The organism is Cystobacter fuscus, from assembly GCF_044360685.1.
Lineage (GTDB): Bacteria > Myxococcota > Myxococcia > Myxococcales > Myxococcaceae > Cystobacter > Cystobacter fuscus_C.
The window spans coordinates 4,024,400-4,043,164 of record NZ_CP043491.1; the positions used below are offsets into that span (position 1 = coordinate 4,024,400).

General features: G+C 66.5%; 15 protein-coding genes. 14 read left to right on the forward strand and 1 reads right to left on the reverse strand.

Features of this window, described 5'->3' with window-relative positions:
* Positions 1-127 precede the first annotated feature (127 nt).
* From F0U63_RS16520 to F0U63_RS16545, 6 genes are all read left to right on the forward strand, one after another.
* Positions 128-1,333 (forward strand): Glu/Leu/Phe/Val dehydrogenase, encoded by a 1,206-nt coding sequence (locus F0U63_RS16520; RefSeq protein ID WP_395846878.1) that lies wholly within the window; start codon positions 128-130, stop codon positions 1,331-1,333.
* 168 nt (positions 1,334-1,501) lie between these two features.
* Positions 1,502-2,245 (forward strand): TenA family transcriptional regulator, encoded by a 744-nt coding sequence (locus F0U63_RS16525; RefSeq protein WP_395846879.1) that lies wholly within the window; start codon positions 1,502-1,504, stop codon positions 2,243-2,245.
* A 13-nt stretch (positions 2,246-2,258) separates the two neighbouring features.
* Positions 2,259-3,656, forward strand: coding sequence for an FAD-binding oxidoreductase (locus F0U63_RS16530; protein ID WP_395846880.1), 1,398 nt, complete (start codon positions 2,259-2,261; stop codon positions 3,654-3,656).
* A 44-nt stretch (positions 3,657-3,700) separates the two neighbouring features.
* Positions 3,701-4,618, forward strand: a complete 918-nt coding sequence (locus tag F0U63_RS16535) for a branched-chain amino acid transaminase (protein ID WP_395846881.1) — start codon at positions 3,701-3,703, stop codon at positions 4,616-4,618.
* A gap of 174 nt (positions 4,619-4,792) precedes the next feature.
* A complete protein-coding gene (locus tag F0U63_RS16540; protein ID WP_395846882.1) occupies positions 4,793-5,152 on the forward strand; it encodes a hypothetical protein in 360 nt (119 codons plus the stop codon).
* Positions 5,153-5,281: 129 nt separating this feature from the next.
* Positions 5,282-6,064 (forward strand): alpha/beta fold hydrolase, encoded by a 783-nt coding sequence (locus F0U63_RS16545; protein WP_395846883.1) that lies wholly within the window; start codon positions 5,282-5,284, stop codon positions 6,062-6,064.
* Positions 6,065-6,092: 28 nt separating this feature from the next.
* Here the strand turns inward: F0U63_RS16545 and F0U63_RS16550 are convergent, their stop codons facing one another.
* Complete coding sequence (locus tag F0U63_RS16550) at positions 6,093-7,664, reverse strand: PAS domain S-box protein (RefSeq protein WP_395846884.1); 1,572 nt, start codon at positions 7,662-7,664, stop codon at positions 6,093-6,095.
* Positions 7,665-7,796: 132 nt separating this feature from the next.
* Here F0U63_RS16550 and F0U63_RS16555 point away from each other — a divergent pair, with 132 nt between their 5' ends.
* The 8 genes from F0U63_RS16555 (at position 7,797) to F0U63_RS16590 (ending at position 18,743) form a co-directional block, all read left to right on the forward strand.
* The gene (locus F0U63_RS16555; RefSeq protein WP_395846885.1) at positions 7,797-7,970 is read left to right on the forward strand and encodes a hypothetical protein; all 174 of its coding nucleotides are present in this window, start codon (positions 7,797-7,799) and stop codon (positions 7,968-7,970) included.
* Between the two features lie 345 nt (positions 7,971-8,315).
* Positions 8,316-9,902, forward strand: coding sequence for a S8 family serine peptidase (locus tag F0U63_RS16560; protein WP_395846886.1), 1,587 nt, complete (start codon positions 8,316-8,318; stop codon positions 9,900-9,902).
* An 841-nt stretch (positions 9,903-10,743) separates the two neighbouring features.
* Positions 10,744-12,858 carry a molybdopterin oxidoreductase family protein gene (locus F0U63_RS16565; protein ID WP_395846887.1) on the forward strand — a complete coding sequence of 705 codons (2,115 nt, stop codon included), beginning with the start codon at positions 10,744-10,746 and terminating at the stop codon, positions 12,856-12,858.
* Positions 12,855-15,338, forward strand: a complete 2,484-nt coding sequence (nirB, locus tag F0U63_RS16570) for a nitrite reductase large subunit NirB (RefSeq protein WP_395846888.1) — start codon at positions 12,855-12,857, stop codon at positions 15,336-15,338. The genes F0U63_RS16565 and nirB overlap by 4 nt, the downstream gene beginning before the upstream one ends.
* 3 nt (positions 15,339-15,341) lie before the next feature.
* Positions 15,342-15,686: a Rieske (2Fe-2S) protein gene (locus tag F0U63_RS16575; protein ID WP_395846889.1), complete on the forward strand. Its 345-nt coding sequence runs from the start codon at positions 15,342-15,344 to the stop codon at positions 15,684-15,686.
* The gene (locus F0U63_RS16580) at positions 15,683-16,525 is read left to right on the forward strand and encodes a uroporphyrinogen-III synthase (RefSeq protein WP_395846890.1); all 843 of its coding nucleotides are present in this window, start codon (positions 15,683-15,685) and stop codon (positions 16,523-16,525) included. Before F0U63_RS16575 ends, F0U63_RS16580 begins: the two co-directional genes overlap by 4 nt.
* A gap of 63 nt (positions 16,526-16,588) precedes the next feature.
* Positions 16,589-17,365 carry a uroporphyrinogen-III C-methyltransferase gene (cobA, locus tag F0U63_RS16585; RefSeq protein ID WP_395846891.1) on the forward strand — a complete coding sequence of 259 codons (777 nt, stop codon included), beginning with the start codon at positions 16,589-16,591 and terminating at the stop codon, positions 17,363-17,365.
* Positions 17,366-17,522: 157 nt separating this feature from the next.
* Positions 17,523-18,743 (forward strand): discoidin domain-containing protein, encoded by a 1,221-nt coding sequence (locus F0U63_RS16590; protein WP_395846892.1) that lies wholly within the window; start codon positions 17,523-17,525, stop codon positions 18,741-18,743.
* The last annotated feature ends 22 nt before the right edge of the window (positions 18,744-18,765 follow it).

Below are 18,765 nucleotides of genomic sequence, written 5' to 3' on the forward strand. Positions count from 1 at the left end.
CAAGACAGTACGCCGCGCATCACAAATCAGGGCCGGCCCCTCTCTCTTCATGACATGCGCACTCGACGCCCCATGAATCCAAGAATATTGGGCGAGGCAGGAAGGGTTGGAGATGTATAGGCCCTCATTGAAAGAGCCCGGAGTCCCCGCGCTTTCGACCACGATCACCGACGAGCAGACGGGGCTGAAGGGCTGGGTCGTCGTGGATAGCCTCCTGGGCGGACGCGCGATCGGGGGGACGCGCATGACTCCGGGGGTGAATGACAAGGAGCTCGCGACCCTCGCCCGGACCATGACCTGCAAGCTCGCGCTGGCGGGTCTGCCCATCGGTGGGGCGAAGGCGGGAATCGCCTCCAACCTGCCACGTGGCGAGGCGCGATCCCGCCAGCTCGCCGCGTTTGGCCGGCTCGCCGCGCCCCTCGTCCACGGTGGCATCTACATCGGGAGCGATCAAGGCGTCGGCTATGAGGATCGAGAACTCATCCATCGCGCCGCGGGCTACGAGGTGACGGCTCAGGGCAAACCGCTCCCGTTCTCCTGGAGTGAGCTCTGGGACCGCTGTGAGGACGTGACGGGCCACGGGGTGTGTCAATCCACGAGCGTCATCGCGGACCACCTGATGCTGCCTCCGGAGATGCGGACGGTGGTCATCCAGGGTTTTGGTTTGGTGGGCCGGGGCGTGGCGCGCGGCCTGTCGGCGTGGGGATACAAGATCATCGGGGTCGCCGACGCCCAGGGGACCGTCTACAGCCATGATGGCTTGCCCGTGGAGGCGCTGCTGGCGGCAACGGACTCGGCGGGAACGATCGATCGCAAGCGCTTGCCCGACTGGATCCAGACTTCCAGCGAGCCCGACATGTGGCTCTCCCTTCGCTGCGGGCTGCTCGTGCTCGCGGCGGTCGGCAACGCGGTGCATGAGAAGAACGTGGAGCGCGTGAATGCCCGAGCGGTCATCGAAGGGGCCAACAACCCCTGCTCGCACGAGGCGATTCTCGCCCTGCACCGCCGGGGCGTCGCGGTCATGCCCGACATCGTCGCCAACAGCGGCGGCGCGACGGTGAGCGCCCTCTTCCTGCTGGGGCTCACCCCTCCTCTGGCACTCGGTTCCCTTGTGACCTGGTGCTTCGAGGAGGTCGCTCGCCGGGTGAAGAGCAACAGCGCGCTGTTCGTCCGCGGGTACCTCCAGGAGGGCAAACCCATACATGAACTCGCGCACGCGGTTGCCCACGAGCGCCTGGAAGTGCTCCGGTCGGCGCTCCAGACCGGGATGTCGCCCACGGAGGCGGCGGCGTTGCTCGAGGTGTCGACAATGAGTGCCCCCCAAGTCCATTGAGGAGAAGACATGAGTTCAGATGAGAACAGGGTGTTGACGGAGCGGGTGCGAGATGTCCGTGAGGCCAACGAGGGCCACCTCGATGACAGGCTCGCTCACGCTCCCATTGGCAGGCCAACGCGCCGCCTCTCGGAGGCCCCTCTGGTTGCCCTTCCCCCTGAGCAGTTCGTGAAGGACTTGACGAACCACATCGTCAAGTCCGCCGCCGCGAACATTGGCCCCTTCTATGAGGAATTGATCGCGGGCCGGATTCCCATCGAGGGTCTGCGCGAGTGGATCAAACAGTGGTACTTCGACTCACGAACCTTCCCGTCGGTCATCGCGCAGATCGCCGCCAACGCCACCTACTACTATGACGTCCGCCAATTCATGGGCGCCAACCTGGCCGAGGAGTTGGGAGAGTTCAACCCCGCCCGTGAGCACCCCGTGCTGGTGCGCCAGCTCGGCCGGGCGCTCGGCGTGTCAGACGAGGAGCTGGAGTTCGCGGAGCCGTACCCGGAGACACTCCTGTATGTGGAGTACCGCCAGCACCTGGTGCGGGACTACCACTGGCTGGAGGCGATCGCCGCGGGCAGTTACGCCATCGAGCTGACCATCCCCGGGCGATTCCGGAAGATCGCGCGCGCCCTCAAGAAGCAGCTCAGCCTGAACGACGAGGCACTCGAGGTCTTCCGCATCCACGCCGGTGATGAGGAACTGGAGCTCAACTACGGGGGTGATGTGAAGCACGCCATGGAGGCGTCCAATCTCATCCGGAAGTACGCCGTCACGGCGGAGATGCAGGAGCGCGTCCGCCTGGCGGTATGGCGTTCCGTGGAGGCCCGCAAGGTGTACCAGGCGGGGCTCTTCCGGGAGATCATCCTGAAGAAGGATCCGAACTGGAAGAAGTTCTGGACGGCTTCGGCCCGGTGAATGAGGGCAATGTATGCCAGCACAGACGGACCTCGCTGCCCTGCTCGAGCGGCACCTTGGCGCGCGGAAGGTGCTTTCGGATGCACGGTCCCTGGCGCACTACGGCCGTGATGCCAGCACCTTGGGTCCCTTTCCGCCCGAGGCCGTGGTGGTGCCCTCCTCGGCGGAGGAGGTCTCCGCGGTGCTGCGGCTGGCGTACGAGTATGGATTCCCAGTCACTCCGCGTGGCGCGGGCACGGGCCTGACGGGTGGGGCCCTGCCTGTCCGCGGTGGCGTCGTGCTGTCCACCGAGCGGATGCAACGCATCAAGGAGATCGACGAGGAGGCGTTCGTCGCCGTGGTGGAGCCGGGCGTGGTGACGGGGACTCTCCAGCAAGTGCTCACGGAGCGGGGGCTCTTCTATCCGCCGGATCCCGCTTCGCTCGGGACGTGTTCCATCGGAGGGAACGTGGCCCACAACGCGGGGGGACCCCGGGCCCTCAAGTACGGGGTGACGCGCGAGTATGTGCTCGGGCTGGATACGGTGCTGCCCGATGGCTCGCGCCTGCGCTCCGGACGCCGCACCACCAAGGGCGTCGTCGGCTATGACCTGACGGGGCTGTTGGTGGGCAGTGAGGGCACCTTGGGCGTCACGACCGAGGTGACATTGAGGCTCATCCCCGAGCCGAAAGCCCGGGCCACCCTGCTCACCATCTTCCGGACCGTGGTCGACGCCGGACGCGCGGTCACGCGCATCCTTCAGTCTGGCTTCCGGCCCTGCGCGCTCGAACTGGTCGACGCGCCCTCCATCGACGTGCTCCACCAGCATGGCAACCACACCTTCCCGCCAGGAGCGGGTGCCCTCCTGCTGTGTGAGCTAGACGAGGAGCACGAGGCCCTGGGCCGGGTGCTCGACACCTGTGCCCGGGCCTGTGAACAGGTGGGGGCCCTCGAGCAGCGGCATTCGACCGAGGCGCGGGAGCGCGAGGCGCTCTGGTCGGCGCGGCGTGCCGTGTACCCGACGCTGGTGAAGACCTACCCACGGATGCGCGTGGAGGACGTGTGCGTGCCCCGCACGCGCATCGCGGACGCGCTCAGCCGCCTGGACGAGCTGTCCGCCCGCTACCGCATCCCCACGTCCACCCTGGCCCATGCCGGAGATGGCAACCTCCACATCGGTCTGCTGCGCGGTGTGGAGCAGGACCGGGAGGACACCGAGGAGCGCCGCATGGAGGCAATGCGAGCGGACCTGATGCGGACGGTCCTTTCGCTGGGCGGCACGCTCGCCGGAGAGCATGGCATTGGCCATGCCAAACGAAGCTTCCTCGGCTGGGAACTCTCTCCGGAAGCCATTGCCTTGCAACGGAAGATGAAGGCGTTGATCGACCCGAAGAACCTGCTGAACCCCCAGAAGATCTTCACCGAAGCCTGACAGGGAATTGAAGTCACCTGGCGGGTGGACTGACGAGGCCATGGATGATCGAGAAAACCCAGGCGCTCTGGTTGGATGGCGTGCTCACCGGATGGGATGACGGCACCACCCATCTGATGACGCACACCCTGCACTACGGCTTCGGAGTCTTCGAGGGGATTCGTGCCTATCAGCAGGCGGACGGAGGCACGGCGCTCTTCCGGCTGGAGGAGCACATCGAGCGGCTCTTCGCGTCGGCGAGTGCGGCCTTCCTGGAGGTTCCGTTCGATCGCGCCACGCTCCTCGGGGCCTGCAAGGAAGTGGTGCGTGCCAATGGCCTGCGGGACGCCTACCTCCGGCCGCTGGTTTTCGTCTCGGAGCCGAACATCATCTTCGCCCACTGGCTCAACCGCGTCCGGGTGGCGGTCATCGCCTTCCCATGGGTGGGCTACTCGGATCGTAGCCAGCAGGAAGGAACGAACGCCAAGTTCTCTCCCTATGTCCGTCCCAAGGCCCACGCGGCGTTCTACAAGGCGAAGATGTGTGGGCATTATGCGCTGAGCGTGGTGGCGTACTCCGAGGCGATCCGTACAGGCTTCAAGCAGGCCATCTTCCTCGACGAGGATGGGATGGTTTGCGAAACCACGGGAGAAAACCTGTTCATGGTGAAGGAGCAGGTGGTGGTGACACCGCCGTCCTCGCGTTCCATCCTGATGGGCCTGACGCGGGACGCGGTGATGACGCTCGCGCGAGAGCTCGGGTACCGGGTCGAGGAGCGGGACATCTCCCGGGAGGAGTGTCTGTCCGCCGATGAGATCTTCACGACGGGAACGGCCTCGGAGTTGTTGCCCGTGCGAATGCTGGAGGGGCGACCGGTGGGAACCGGGCAGTTGGGTCCGGTGACCGCGGTGGTCCAGCAGGCGTTCTCGGCGGCCGCGCGGGGACGAGCCGCACGGTACAAGCACTGGCTCGCGACGCTCTGACACCCACTCAATGCAAGTGCGGGACTGGGCTTGACCCACTCCCTCACACTTGTCGGCGGGCGCGCAGCCCAGTAAAGCCTGTACCTCTCGCGGGGAGTAGCGCTTGCCATCCCGAACATCGAGCACCGAGAGCCAGCCCTTTGGATCGTTCAAGAGGGGAGCGAATATAGAGCCATGAAGCTCGAACGCCACGTCGGAGGGCTCTCGCTGGCCCGCAAGGCCAACTACCTGCGTGCGCGAGGCTGGCGCGAGGAGGAAGACGGCTGGTCGAGCGAGATCTTCGGCCTGCTGCCGATGGCCAAGGCCATCCACCACCAGCTCACTGACGACCTCAGCCAGGCACTCCGCGCGCGGGGCTGGCAGGTGCTCGGGTTCTCCGAGCGGGGCTATGTGCGGATGCGGGAGGGTGAGCGGGGCAAACCGTGCTCGCTGCCGAAGGCGCTGCGCACACAGGCCCGCCGCGAGAAGCGGCCCGTCGCTGAGCTGACCTACGAATTGTTCCTCGCGGCCCTGGTCGTGGAGGAGGGCGCGTAGGCCTGGGCCCCGTGCTTCCACTGTTCGGGAGTGGGCGTGCGGGCCCTGGCCGCGTCTCGTTTTCACGGGAGTAGGCGCAGACTTGGAAGAAGGCCCTGTTGTTTCTCTTGGGGGGGCCGGGAGCCAAAGATGCGACACAAGGAACCGAAGACGGTGAGCGTCCCCGGACCCGCGGGGCGGCTGATGGCGACAGTCGAAGGCGATGGAGGCCTCCCCATCCTCTTCGTGCATGAAATCGCCGGCGACCGGACGCACTGGGCCGAGACGCAGCATGGCCTCGCGACCCGCAGCGTCGCGTTCGACCTGCGCGGGCTGGGCGAGAGCGGGGGCGCCCATGGCCCCTTCGGTGTGGAATCCGCGGTGGAGGATGTCGCCGCCGTGGCCGACGCGCTGCTGCCCGAGAAGTTCGTCCTGGCGGGCCACGGCTTCGGGGCCGCGGTGGCCGGTGCCTTCGCCTCGTACTTCCCCGAGCGGCTCGCCGGGCTCCTCTACGTCGAGCCGGTGGGAGACCTGCGCCGCCAGAAGAAGGAGGACGCGGAGGCCTGGCTCGCGAACTTCAGCGAGACGAAGTACGGCGGCTTCCACGAGCACTGGCTCTCGCCGCTGCTCCTGAAGGCGAAGGAGCAGACGCGCACGCTGGTGATGAAGACGCTGCGCACCTCGCGGCGGGAGGCCATCGCCGCAAACATGGAGTCGCTCTTCGGCTACAACCCGGACGAGTCCTTCGAGCGCTTCACGGGGCCCACCCACGCGCTGGTGACCGCCACCGGCCCGGAGACGCTGGTGGGCCAGCGGCCCTCGCTGTCACACTCCGTGCTGCAGACCGCGAGTCACTGGCCGATGCTGGATTCCCCGACCTGGTTCCACTCGGAGTTGGTGCGCTTCCTCGGCCACTGCAAGCACATGCACTGAGCCGCTCGGCGATTTCGCGTTCCGGGCTTCACTCTTCTCCGCCCGGTAGCCCACTCAGAGGGAGCTCGACGACGAAGGTCGAGCCCAGCCCCGGTTGGCTGTGAACGGTGATGTTGCCTCCCAGTCCCTCGGCGATCTGCCGACTGATCCACAGCCCGAGGCCAAAGCCTCCATAGTGCTGGCTCGACACCGCCCGCTCGAATCGATCGAAGATGCGCTCCTGGTCCCGCTCCGAGATGCCGATGCCATGGTCCCGGACGACGAGGCGCGCGCTCTTGCCCAATCGCTGCAGATCCACCTCGACGGGCTTGCCCGGCCCGTACTTGATGGCATTGGAGAGCAGGTTGCTGATGATTTGATCCACCCGGAGCCGGTCCCACCGGCCGACGACGCCCGCGTCGGTTCTCAGGTGCAGCGCGCATCCCGCCCGGTCCAGCTCCTCCTTGAACTGCCCCAGCACATCCTGGAGCACTTCTCCGAGGTCCACTTCCTCCAGATGGAGGTCGAGCCGGTTGGCGGTGATTCGGGACACATCCAGCAGGCTGTTGACGAGCTTCGCCAGCCGGTCGATCTGCCCGTGGATGCGCACGAGCCTGCGGCTCCCCGCGCCCTCCGTCTGCTCGGCCGTCTTTTCCGCGCGGTGCTCCAGGGCGCGCAGGTTCAGCTTCACCGAGGTGAGTGGGGTCTTGAGTTCGTGCGAGGCAATGGACAGGAACTCGTCGCGGGCCGCGACGGCCGCCTTGAGCTCGCGCAGCAGCCGCTCCTTTTCCTCCTCCGCCTTTCGTTTTTCCGTCACGTCCCGCGTCACCTTGGCGAAGCCCCGCAGCCGTCCCTCCTCGTCCCGGAGCGCCGCGGTGACGACATTCGCCCAGAAGCGGCTCCCATCCTTGCGCACGCGCTCGCACTCGGACTCGGACCGGCCGTGATGGCTGGCCGCCGCGAGCTCTTCCTCCACGCGGCCCGCCCGAAGGTCCTCGGGCGTGTAGAGCGTCGAGACGTGCTGCCCGACGAGCTCCTCCATCGTATGGCCGTACAGCCGCTCGGCGCCCTCGTTCCACGTCTCCACTCGGCCACCCGCATCCAGCATGAAGATGGCGAAGTCCTTCACTCCCGCCAGCAGCATCCGGAAGCGCTCCTCGCTCGCGCGCAGCGCGCGTGCGACATGGGCGTGCTCGGTCACGTCCCGCGTGAAGCACCGGGTGTGGAGGAACTTCCCTGTCTCGTCGAAGCGGACGCTCGAGGAGATGGAGACCTCGCGCACCGAGCCGTCCTTGCACCGCAGCCGTGCCGGGTACTCGAGGAGCCGCTCCCCCCGCGTGAGCCGCTGGAGGATGTCCGAGATGACCGGGGCGTCCGCGTGGAAGGCGGTGATGTTGTGGCCGATGTACTCGTCGGCCGTGTAGCCAAGCGGCTCGTAGTCCGCCTTGTTCGCCCACAGGATGGTTCCATTGGGCGCGACCCAATGCAGGCCCAGGGCCGCCGAGTCGACGAAGTCCGCCAGGTCCTCCTGCGAGCGGGGATGCGTGGCCTGGTGAGAGGGCTGGTCGTTACCGCTGCCCGCACAAGGGAAAGACGGGTGATTGGAGGACGAATCTTCCATGAAGAGCACGCAGAGAGACGCCTGAGCAGCGCGGAGAATTTCAGCTCCGACGCCGCCAGAACGGGCTGTCGTCCGCACCGTCTGGCGAGTCAATGCTGGAGAAGCGAGCCACCAGACGTTCTCACGCGCTTCATGTTCCAGAGTCAGCCAGCCGAGCCCAAGTGCCCTTGCCACCCGTACTTGCGCGGACAGGCGGGCTCGGCCGCGCTGCTGCTCGGCGACAACCACACCTCCCAACTGGTCTCCGACGAGTTCAATGACTTGCTCGTCACCTTCATGCAGAAGAGCGACGCGCGCCGCGCCTGATAGGGATTCCGGCCACGTTGAGCTGGCCATCAGGCCGAGCGCACCCGTGGGGCGGGTCACTCTTACTTCCAAGACACCCCTTCCCAACGCCAGCCGCGGCATTCACAGGACCTCTTGCCGTAGCCGCGGGCCTCCGTCCGCACCAGAAGGTGTGTCCACGCCCCACCTGGACCTTCCTGGATGTTCGGGTAGGCGGTTATCAGATATTAAGAAATTCTTCCCAGGAAGCCTTGATTCCCGTGTGACGGGAATGTAGAAATCTCGTGCCCTGAGAATCTCTCAAGAAATGAGAGAGACGGCTTCACGAGCCGTCCTGTCCCATCCCCGTAACGTCAGGAGTCTTCAATGAAGAAGCCATCTCTGCTCGCCGCTCTGATGTTGCTGTCCGCGTGCAATGCCGCCGAGGAGGATCTCCAGGCCGAGGCGAAGTCCACGGCCTCGGCCGAGTTGAAGGATTCCGTGCGCCTGCTGGTGGGGTTCAAGGGCACGCCGGGGGCCGCTGAGCGGGCCATGCTCCGGGGCCAGGGGGCGACGATCCGCCGGGAGCTGGCGGAGCTGAAGGTGATCGCCATCGAGGTCCCGGCCGCGAGGGCCGAGGCCCTGGCGAGGGCGCAGGGCGTGGAGTACGTGGAGGAGGATCTGCTGCGCAAGCCGCAGGCGTTGGCCAACGCGCAGCTGGTGCCGTCGCTCTCCAATGGCTTGTACGGCCTGGTGAGCACCAGATCGACGGACACCCACGCGCGCGGAGTCATCGGCACGGGCATCCGGATTGGCATCGCGGACACGGGGCTGGACTACACGCATCCGGACATCGCCCCCGTCTACAAGGGCGGCATCGACACGGTCAGTGACGACATGGATCCGTGGTGGAACGGCGACGTCAACGAGACGCACGGCACGCACGTCGCGGGCACCATCGTGGGCGCCAACAACACCTCGGGCGTGCTGGGCGTGGCGTATGGCGCGGAGCTGTACCACGCGCGCGTGCTCGGGCCCTCCGGTGGTTACTCCTCGGACATCATGGCGGGGGTGCGCTACCTGGTGGAGACGGCCGGATGCCGCGTCGTCAACATGAGCCTGGGTGGCGGCACGAAGTCGCGCACCGAGGAGACCTTCTACAATGAGATGCGCACCAAGGGAGCGCTCATCGTGGCGGCCACGGGCAATGACAGTGCCACGCGCGTCTCCTACCCGGCTGCCTACACGAGCAACATCGGAGTGGGCGCGGTGGACGTGAACAACGCGCACGCCAGCTTCTCCAACTCGGGCACTGGCATCGACGTGTCGGGACCGGGCGTGCTGGTGCTCTCCTCGGTGCCGGCGGGCCAGGGCTCGGAGGCGGAGGTGACGAGCGGCGCTGGAGCCGCCCGGGCCTTCGGCCTGACGTTCGCGAGCAAGACCTCGGGGTTGAGCAGGACGCTGGTGAACTGCGGCCTGGGCAACGTGGGGGAGTGCCCCGCCTCGGTGTCCGGCAACATCGCCCTCATCCAGCGCGGCACCCTCAGCTTCTCGGACAAGGTGCTCAACGCAATGAACCAGGGCGCGGTGGGCGCCATCCTCTACAACAACGCCGCGGGCGACTTCATGGGCACCCTGACCACGGAGACCACCTCGGCGGGCAAGGCCTGGATCCCGGCCGTGAGCGTGTCCGACACCGCGGGCGCCGCGCTCAAGGCGCAGGTGGGCAGCACCGTCTCGCTGCTCAACCAGGTGGCCGCGTATGACCACTACGACGGCACGTCGATGGCCACGCCGCACGTGACGGGCGTGGTGGCCCTCATCTGGTCCTCCAATCCGACGCTCTCCAACAGCCAGGTGGAGAGCTACCTGACCAGCACGGCGAAGGATCTGGGCACGGCGGGCTTCGACTCCATCTTCGGCTATGGCCTGGTGGATGCGAGCGCCGCGGTGAAGGCCGCCTCGGGCAAGTAGGCGTCACCGGGCCCTCTCCCCGAGCGGGCAGGAGAGAGGGTTGCGCATGAGAGGGATGGGGGCCCTGTCGAAGACGGACAGGGCCCCAGGGCTGTGTGCCACGCCGACATGCATTGGTGTTCGCGTGGGTCTGTGTGAGGCAGGTGGCGAGGGGGGGACGCTGCCGGGCTTTTCCGGCGGGCCGACGGGGGTAGAGACTCCTCGGTCCTTGATGAGTAGGGCTACAGATAGCCGTTAGTTCCCGCGCGTTGATCAATTCCGTGATTCAGCGCGTGCTGTTCAAACTCCTTGACACCCTCGCCCCCCCTTTGGGGCAGACGCGCGGTCATCGAGTTCGACGAGCTGCCTTCCTCGTGGATGCGGGGCTTAATGCCTCGTGGGGGCAACTTGCCTCATGCGCTCCGAGCGCGTGTCCTCCCGGGACGCAGCACGGGCGCTGCTACGCAGGGCCGTTCCACCCGCTTTCCGCGCTGGCCCGTTGAATGCAGTGGAGACAGGTTGATTCCAAACCTTCTCACTGCTCGGAGCGCCGGGCCGCGAGGTGATGCCGTGATGAAGCGGAACTACTCGGTATGGCGATGCACGGTGTCCGGCGGGTGCTCGCCTTCCGCGGAGCGAGGCTTCGATACCGGGCCCGGCCGCTCGAAGGCTGACCGCTCGAGGCGGGCACGTCCAAGAGCGTTGCCTTCGCGGCTCTCGGCGCAGAGGACGCGGTGAAAACTGGCAAGTCTCCGGCCCGAAGAAGCAAGTCCTTGTCTGGCTATTCATTTTGATTTTCGGGCTGGCCTGATGACAGTCCTCGTCAACGCCAGCGTCCCGTTTGCAGAGAAGGTGGAACCGTATGCCTCAGGGTCCCGCGAACCATGGTGTTGTGGCGACTCATTGCCCGTACTGCGCCTTCCAGTGTGGCGTCCAGCTCTCGGGCACCCGTGAGAAGGTCCACGTGGCGGGGAACGAGACGTTTCCCGTCAACAAGGGGCGGCTGTGTGTCAAGGGATGGACGGCGGGCTCCGTGCTCGGCCACCCGGAGCGTCTTCAGACTCCCTGGATACGCAATGCTCGCGGTGTCCTCGAGCCCTCCACCTGGGACGAGGCGCTCGCGCTCGTGGCCACACGGCTCCGCGAGACGCAGAAGCGCCACGGTAGGGACGCGGTGGGCGTCTTCGGCAGCGGAGCGCTCACCAACGAGAAGGGCTATCTGCTCGGCAAGTTCGCCCGGGTCGCGCTCGGTACTTCGAACATCGACTACAACGGCCGGTTCTGCATGTCCTCGGCCGCGGCGGCCTCGAACAAGGCGTTCGGCCTGGACAGGGGGATGCCCTTCCCGCTCGAGGACATTCCCGGCGCCGAGGTGGTGCTCCTGGCGGGCGGGAACATGGCCGAGACCATGCCCCCCTTCATGCAATACCTCGACGCACAACGCGCCAATGGCGGTCAGCTCATCGTCGTCGACCCCCGCCGCTCGCCCACGGCGCAGGCGGGCTCCCTGCACTTGCGCCTCATCCCAGGCTCGGACACCGCTCTGGTCAATGGGCTGCTGCACATCCTCGTCCGCGACGGCCTCGTCGACCGCGAATACATCGCGTCCCGCACCGAGGGCTTCGAATGGGTCAAGGCGCTCGTGGCTGGCTACTGGCCCGAGCGGGTCGAGCGCATCACCGGCGTACCGGAGGCCCAGCTCGTCCAGGCAGCGCACCTGCTGGGCAAGGCCCGCACGGCGATGATCCTGACCGGCCGAGGCCCCGAGCAGCAGGCTCACGGTGTCGACAATACGCTCGCCTACATCAACCTCGCGCTCGCCCTTGGGACGGTGGGCCGGCCCTTCAGTGGTTACGGCTGCATTACAGGACAGGGAAACGGGCAGGGTGGGCGCGAGCATGGACAGAAGGCGGATCAGCTCCCCGGCTACCGGAAGATTGATGACCCGGCGGCACGGCGTCACCTCGCGTCTGTCTGGGGTATCCCCGAGGAGGAGCTCCCCGGTCCCGGGTTGTCGGCGTACGAGCTGCTCGAATCCATCGGTCAGGAGCGCGGCATCCGGGCGCTGCTGGTCATCGGTTCGAACCTGGCGGTCTCCGCCCCCAACGCTCGTGAGATCGAATCCCGCCTGCGCGCGCTCGACTTGCTGGTGGTCGCTGACTTCTTCCTCTCGGAGACGGCCGCGCTCGCGGACGTGGTCCTCCCCTCCGCGCAGTGGGCGGAGGAGGAGGGGACCATGACCAATCTGGAGGGGCGCATCCTCCTGCGGCGTCGCGCTTTCCAGCCGCCACCGGAAGTCCGCACGGACATTGAAATCCTTTGTGCGCTCGCGGAGCGGCTTGGCAAAGGGGCGCATTTCCAATTCAGCGAGCCACGCCAGGTTTTCGAGGAGCTGCGCCGAGCCAGTGCCGGCGGCCTGGCTGACTACGCGGGAGTCACCTACGAGCGCATCGCGGCATCCGGCGGGCTCTTCTGGCCCTGCCCCAGCGAGGACCATCCTGGGACGCCGCGGTTGTTCTCCGAGCGCTTCGCCACTCCGAACGGACGTGCCCGCTTCCATCCGGTCCAGCACCAGCCTCCCTCCGAGACGCCGGACTCGGACTATCCGCTGTACCTGACCACTGGACGATTGCTGGCCCAATACCAGTCCGGGACACAGACGCGGCGTGTGCCCGAGCTCGAGAAACTGGCCCCCAGGGCCATCGCCCGGATGCACCCGGCGGCGGCCCGGCGGTATGGGGTCGAGGATGGGGATGAGGTGACGCTCTCCACGCGGCGCGGCTCCGCGCGCTTCACCGTCAACCTGACCCAGCTCATCCGCGAGGACACCGTCTTCGTCCCGTTCCATTGGGGGGGCGAGCAATCGGTGAACCTCCTCACCAACCCGGCGTTGGACCCCATCAGCCGGATGCCCGAATTCAAGATATGCGCGGTCCGTGTGGAGCAGCCCTCTCGTAAGAAAGGACAGTCAACGTGAAGAAGGAGAAGCTTGTCGTCATCGGCAACGGAATGGCAGGCGCGCGCCTGGTGGAAGAGCTGCTGGCGCGCGGGGGCGCGGCGAACTTCGACATCGTCATGTTCGGTGACGAGCCCTACGGCAATTACAACCGCATCCTGCTCTCTGGCGTCCTGGCCAACACCCATGACCCACAGGACATCTTCATCAACCCGCTCTCCTGGTACCTGGAGAAAGGCGTGACGCTGCACGCCGGCGTGCGGGTCGAGCGGATCGATGTCCGCCAGAAGCTCGTCCACGGGACCGGGGGCATCACCGAGCACTACGACAAGCTCGTCATCGCCACGGGCAGCAGCGCCTTCGTGCCGCCGCTCGCCGGTCTCAAGAACGAGGGCGGCCAGTACAAGGAGGGGGTCTTCGTCTTCCGGACCCTGGATGATTGCACGGCCATTAACCGCCATGCCGCCAGGTCGAAGCGGGCGGTGGTGATCGGCGGGGGATTGCTGGGCCTGGAGGCGGCGCGCGGGTTGCTGGAGCTCGGCCTCGAAGTCCATGTCGTTCACCTGAAGGGGCACCTCATGGAGGTTCAGCTCGATGCCAGGGGCGGAGCCATCCTGCAGCGCTCGCTGGAGGCCATGGGGCTCCACGTCCACTTGAAGAAGAACTCTCGGGAGCTCCTCGGCGACGGGAGTGTCAGCGGTCTGCGCTTCGATGACGGGAGCTCGCTGGATTGCGACCTCGTGGTCATCTCCGCGGGAATCCGCCCCAACGTCGAGCTCGCGCGTGAGGCCGGGATCCAGGTGGAGCGGGGCATCGTCGTCGGAGACGACCTCCGCACGCTCAACGACGAGAACATCTACTCCCTGGGCGAGTGCGCTCAGCACCGCGGGCGCGTCTATGGCCTGGTGGCTCCGCTCTGGGAGCAGGCCCAGGTGCTCGCCGACCGCCTGTCGGGCCGCAACCCCCGAGCGCTCTATACGGGCTCGCAGGTCTCCACCAAGCTGAAGGTGATGGGCATCGAGCTGGCCGTCATGGGCACCCAAGAGGTGACGAGCGAGCAGGACGAGGAAGTCACCTATATGGATGCCACGCGGGGCATCTACAAGAAGCTCATCGTCCGCGATCAGCGCCTGACAGGGGCCATCCTCCTGGGGGACACGTCGACCGCTCCCAACCTCCTGAATGCGTTCGAGCGGAACACTCAGGTGCCCGACAGCCGCTCGGAGCTCCTGTTCCCCTCCTCGGGGGAATCCTCGACCCCGAGCGTCCTCCAGCTTCCAGACACCGCCCAGGTGTGCAACTGCAACGGAGTCTCCAAGCAGCAGATCGTCGCGGCCGTGAACAAGGGCCACCGCACGCTCAAGAAATTGTGCGATGCGACACGTGCCGGGACTGGCTGCGGTTCCTGCAAGAAGGACGTCCAGGCGCTGCTCGAGAATGCCGTGGGCGACAACGCCGTCGAGGATCCCTCCGCCCACTACTATGTCCCCGGCGTGCCCCTCTCCAAGCCGGAGCTCGTGGCGGAAATCAAGGCTCGGGGGCTGCGCAGCGTCTCCGCCGTGTTCGACGCGCTCGCGGACGGACGGGAGGACGTGGCGAGCAAGACCGGGCTGGCCTCCCTCCTCAAGACGCTCTGGGGCAAGGACTATGAGGACGAGCGCGATGCGCGCTTCATCAATGACCGGGTGCATGCCAACATCCAGCGAGACGCCACCTTCAGCGTGGTTCCCCGCATCTTCGGCGGCGTGACGACCCCAGCCCAGCTCCGGCAGATCGCCGATGTGGCCGAGCGGCACGAGGTCAAGATGGTGAAGATCACCGGGGGGCAGCGGATCGATCTGCTGGGCATCCCGAAGGAGAAATTGCCCGAGGTCTGGCGCGATCTGGGAATGCCCTCCGGGCACGCCTATGCCAAGTCCTTCCGCACCTGCAAGACGTGCGTGGGCAGTGCGTTCTGCCGCTATGGCTTGGGGGATAGCACCGCGCTCGGCATCGCCATCGAGAAGCGATTCCAGGGCCTCGAGTCCCCCCACAAGATGAAGCTCGCGACGGCTGGCTGCCCGCGCAACTGCTCCGAGGCGACGACCAAGGACCTGGGGGCGGTCGCCATCGAGGGCGGCCGATGGGAAATCCATGTGGGAGGAGCGGCGGGCGCGCGCGTGCGCAAGGGCGACATCCTCTGCGTGGTGGACACTCACGAGGACGTTCTCAAGTACATGGGACGGTTCATGCAGTACTACCGGGAGCATGGAAAGTACCTGGAGAGAACCCATGACTTCGTCGAGCGAGTCGGCATCGACAAGCTCCGCCGCCTCCTCGTGGAGGATGAGGAGAAGCTCGCCGCCAGGCTCGACGCGGATATCCAGGCGGCGGTGGACGCATTCGTCGACCCCTGGGAGGAGGCGGTGCGCCCACATCATCCTTCTCAGTTCACTCACACCTTGCCGATGGAGTCCGAAGCATCCGGTTCGGGCGCGCGGCCGGTGAAGGCGGAGGTATAAGCAATGCAACTCGAGCAGGCTCAATCGATGTCGGCCGTGTACAACCTCGGGCTGGCCACCCGGGTTCCCCCGGGAGAGGGGAGGACCTTCATCGTCGAGGGGCGCACCGTGGCGGTGTTCCGTACCCGGACGGGAGCGCTCCTCGCCACGCAGGCGGAGTGCCCGCACCAGCGGGGGCCGCTCGCGGACGGGCTCTTGGGCGACAACGTGTTGGTGTGCCCCCTGCACGGATACAAGTTCGACGTGAAGACGGGGCTCGCCGTGGGCCACTCTTGTGGCTCACTCAAGACCTACCCGGTCGAGCTGAGCGACAGGGGGGAGATCCTCCTGCGGGTGGAGGACTCGTGAGCGGGCTCGAGGGAGTGCGAGTGGCCCTGCTCGAGGGCCGGATGACGGGCGAGCTGGCCACGCTCGTGCGTCGCCACGGCGGGGAGCCGTACTGTGTGCCCGCCGTGCGCGAACAGCAGAGCGTGTCGGCGGAGGAGGAGGTCGCGGCGCTGCTCGACGTGCTCTTGCACGAGTCCTCGCCCGTCGTCGTTCTCTTGACGGGTGCCGGGGTGGAAGCGCTCTGCCAGGCGGCGGATCGGCTCGGGCGCAAAGCCGAGTTGCTGGAGCGGCTGCGCCGGGCCACCCTGGTGTGCCGGGGTTCCAAGCCCCACGCGGCGCTGAGAAAGGAGGGGCTCGAGCCATCCATTCGAGTCGAGGAGCCCTACACCACCGGAGATGTCATCGAGGCGCTCGCTCCCCTGGACCTGGAGGGCCGGTGCGTGGTCCTCCTCCATTATGGCGAGCGCAATCAGCCCCTGCTCCAGGCGCTCGAGGGCTGGAGGGCTCGCATCCAGGAGACATGTCTCTATGAATGGAAGCTTCCGGAGGATCTGGGGCCACTCCAGTCCCTGGTCCAGGAACTCATCGAGCGCCGGGTGGGGGCGATTGCCTTCACCAGCCAGGTGCAGGTGAGGCATCTCTTCCAGGTGGCTTCGGAGCTGGGGCGCTCCGAGGCGCTCATATCCGCGCTGCGGAACGACACCGTGGTGGCCGCCGTTGGCCCGACGTGTGCCGGTGCGTTGGAGGCGTCCGGAGTGACACCCCATGTCGTGCCGGAGCGTCCGAAGATGGGGGCGATGATCGTCAGCCTCGCCCGGTTCATTTCCGAAGCAGGAGCTTCCCGTGAAGCCAAATCCTGAGGCAGATATGGGTGAGATCGCAGTGGGCGGGCCTCGTGCACACCACGACATGAGGATGCCGGCATGAACCACGGGAAAGTCTATCTCATCGGCGCGGGGCCTGGAGATCCGAAGCTCCTGACACTGCGGGCTGTCGAGGCCCTGGCGGAAAGTGATGTCATTCTGGTGGACCAGCTCGTGAGCCGCGAGGTGCTGGCCCACGCGCGCCAAGGCGTCGAGGTCATTGATTGTGGGAAGCGCGCGGGGCATCACTGCATGGACCAGAAGGAGATCCAACGCATCCTCATCGAGAGGGCAGGGCGAGGGCAGATCGTCGCTCGCCTCAAAGGAGGCGATCCCTTCATCTTCGGGCGTGGAGGAGAGGAGGCGGAGGCATTGGTGGACGCAGCCATTGAGTGGGAGGTCATCCCCGGCGTCTCCTCCGGAATCGCCGCCGCCGCGTATGCCGGGATCCCACTGCTGCATCGCTCCCATGCCTCGAGCGTGGCCTTCGTGACCGGGCATGCGGGCCACGAGCACACCGTGGGCGCGCAGGGGGCCGACACGCTCGTCATCTTCATGGGCGGGTCGACCATCCTCCAGATTGCGCGTGAATTGATGAAGAAGGGGCGCCCCCCCTCCACGCCCCTTGCGCTCATCCTGTCGGGGACACGGTCGAATCAAACCATCTACAAGGGGACACTGAAGGAGTTGTCTCGGATGGAGCGAATCGAGCTGCCCTCTCCCGTGCTCGCGGTGGTGGGCAACGTCACCGCGCTTGCGGACAAGCTCCACTGGTTCGGTTCCCCCCCAAAGCCCCTGCGCCTCCTCGCCACGCCCGTGACAGCTGGTTGCGTATAAGAAGGCTCGCCTTCCCGCCTGCTTCGCGCTCTTTTCTGGCGCGTGCGCCCGGCAGGTAGCTCCAGCTCGATACGGCCCTGCTTCCATCCGTGGACAGTCCTGGGATACTCCAGCTGCAACGGACTTACATCAAGGCGCACAACGCCTTGGAGGCGCCATGAATCGCGTGCAGAGAGGTCTGGCCATCGTCGCAATCCTGTCCAGCGGAGCGAGCCGGGCCCAGGAGTTCCGCGAGGACTTCAACTCGATGACCATCCAGAACGGGGTGTCCTTCAGCGGGTTGATCAGCTGCAGCGCCAACCCCAATGGTCCCGACCCCGAGAACGTCTCGATGTACGTGCCCGGCTCGGATACCTGGAACTTCTTCGCCAGCAGCAGCTATCCGCTGACGTGGCAGGGCACCGGGGCAACGCAGGCCTGGGCGGTGGGCAACGGCGTGCTCTACACCCATGCGCAGCGGGGCACCTCGGACGATGGCCATGCGTTCATCAGCCGGCGCACGTTTGACCGGGGCCGCTATCTCACGGCGACGGTGAAGATGGCGCCCGACCACTGCCAGGACACGCAGCAGGGGTGCTTCATGGGCGTGACGCTGATTGCCTCCGAGACCGATTACCGCGAGATTGCCTTCGACTCCACGGGAGAGGTCGATGCCCTGGGCCGTCAGCTCTACCAGGTGGGCCGCTGGGCCCCCTGCGACTACCGGCTCTTTCGCGATGCCAAAGGCAACGTCATCAAGGTTCCCGGAGGTGTCCTGTACGATCTGCGCCTGGACTACCTCGGGCCCGAGGGGGGTGGCTGGCGCTACTTCGTGAACGGGGTGCAGATGCAGATGCCGGACGCCGGCGGCGTGCCCCGCTTCGGCGAGCCAGGCAATTTCCTCAAGGCCAGCCTCCAGGCCGACCCGCATATCGGCTTCTATTGGGCCGCGAAGCAACTCGGGAAGTACTTCGAGGGCCGGATGGACGATCTCGTCGTCCATGAACTGGTGAAGGTGCAGCCCGTCGCGGCGTCCGCGCAGAGCAGCTACGCCGGGACGCCCCCCTCGAGCGCCATCGACGGCAACGTGGGCACCCAGTGGAACGCGGGAGCAGGGCCGTCGCGGTGGATCGAACTGGACCTTGGCGGCACCACCGTCGTGAAGAAGCTCCGGCTGCTCACCTCGCAATCTCCCGCCGGGCAGACAACTCACAGGATCTATGTCGGCAACACGCCGGCCCCGGCCTCGCTCGTGTCGACGCTCAATGACGTCACGTCCGACAACGTGTGGCTGGAGGTCGACCTCCTGGGCCGTGGCATCTCCGGGCGGTACATCCGCATCGAGACCGTCACCAGCCCGGGCTGGGTCGCCTGGCGCGAACTCGAGGTCTATCGCTAGCCGGAGAGAGGGTTGGAATCAC

Excerpts from the sequence above, each read along its gene's own strand:
- F0U63_RS16530 (WP_395846880.1), top strand. The coding sequence starts at position 2,259 with ATGCCAGCACAGACGGACCTCGCTGCCCTGCTCGAGCGGCACCTTGGC.
- F0U63_RS16535 (WP_395846881.1), top strand. The coding sequence starts at position 3,701 with ATGATCGAGAAAACCCAGGCGCTCTGGTTGGATGGCGTGCTCACCGGA.
- F0U63_RS16540 (WP_395846882.1), top strand. The coding sequence starts at position 4,793 with ATGAAGCTCGAACGCCACGTCGGAGGGCTCTCGCTGGCCCGCAAGGCC.
- F0U63_RS16545 (WP_395846883.1), top strand. The coding sequence starts at position 5,282 with ATGCGACACAAGGAACCGAAGACGGTGAGCGTCCCCGGACCCGCGGGG.
- F0U63_RS16550 (WP_395846884.1), bottom strand. The coding sequence starts at position 7,664 with ATGGAAGATTCGTCCTCCAATCACCCGTCTTTCCCTTGTGCGGGCAGC.
- F0U63_RS16555 (WP_395846885.1), top strand. The coding sequence starts at position 7,797 with ATGTTCCAGAGTCAGCCAGCCGAGCCCAAGTGCCCTTGCCACCCGTAC.
- F0U63_RS16560 (WP_395846886.1), top strand. The coding sequence starts at position 8,316 with ATGAAGAAGCCATCTCTGCTCGCCGCTCTGATGTTGCTGTCCGCGTGC.
- F0U63_RS16565 (WP_395846887.1), top strand. The coding sequence starts at position 10,744 with ATGCCTCAGGGTCCCGCGAACCATGGTGTTGTGGCGACTCATTGCCCG.
- F0U63_RS16575 (WP_395846889.1), top strand. The coding sequence starts at position 15,342 with ATGCAACTCGAGCAGGCTCAATCGATGTCGGCCGTGTACAACCTCGGG.
- cobA (WP_395846891.1), top strand. The coding sequence starts at position 16,589 with ATGAACCACGGGAAAGTCTATCTCATCGGCGCGGGGCCTGGAGATCCG.
- F0U63_RS16590 (WP_395846892.1), top strand. The coding sequence starts at position 17,523 with ATGAATCGCGTGCAGAGAGGTCTGGCCATCGTCGCAATCCTGTCCAGC.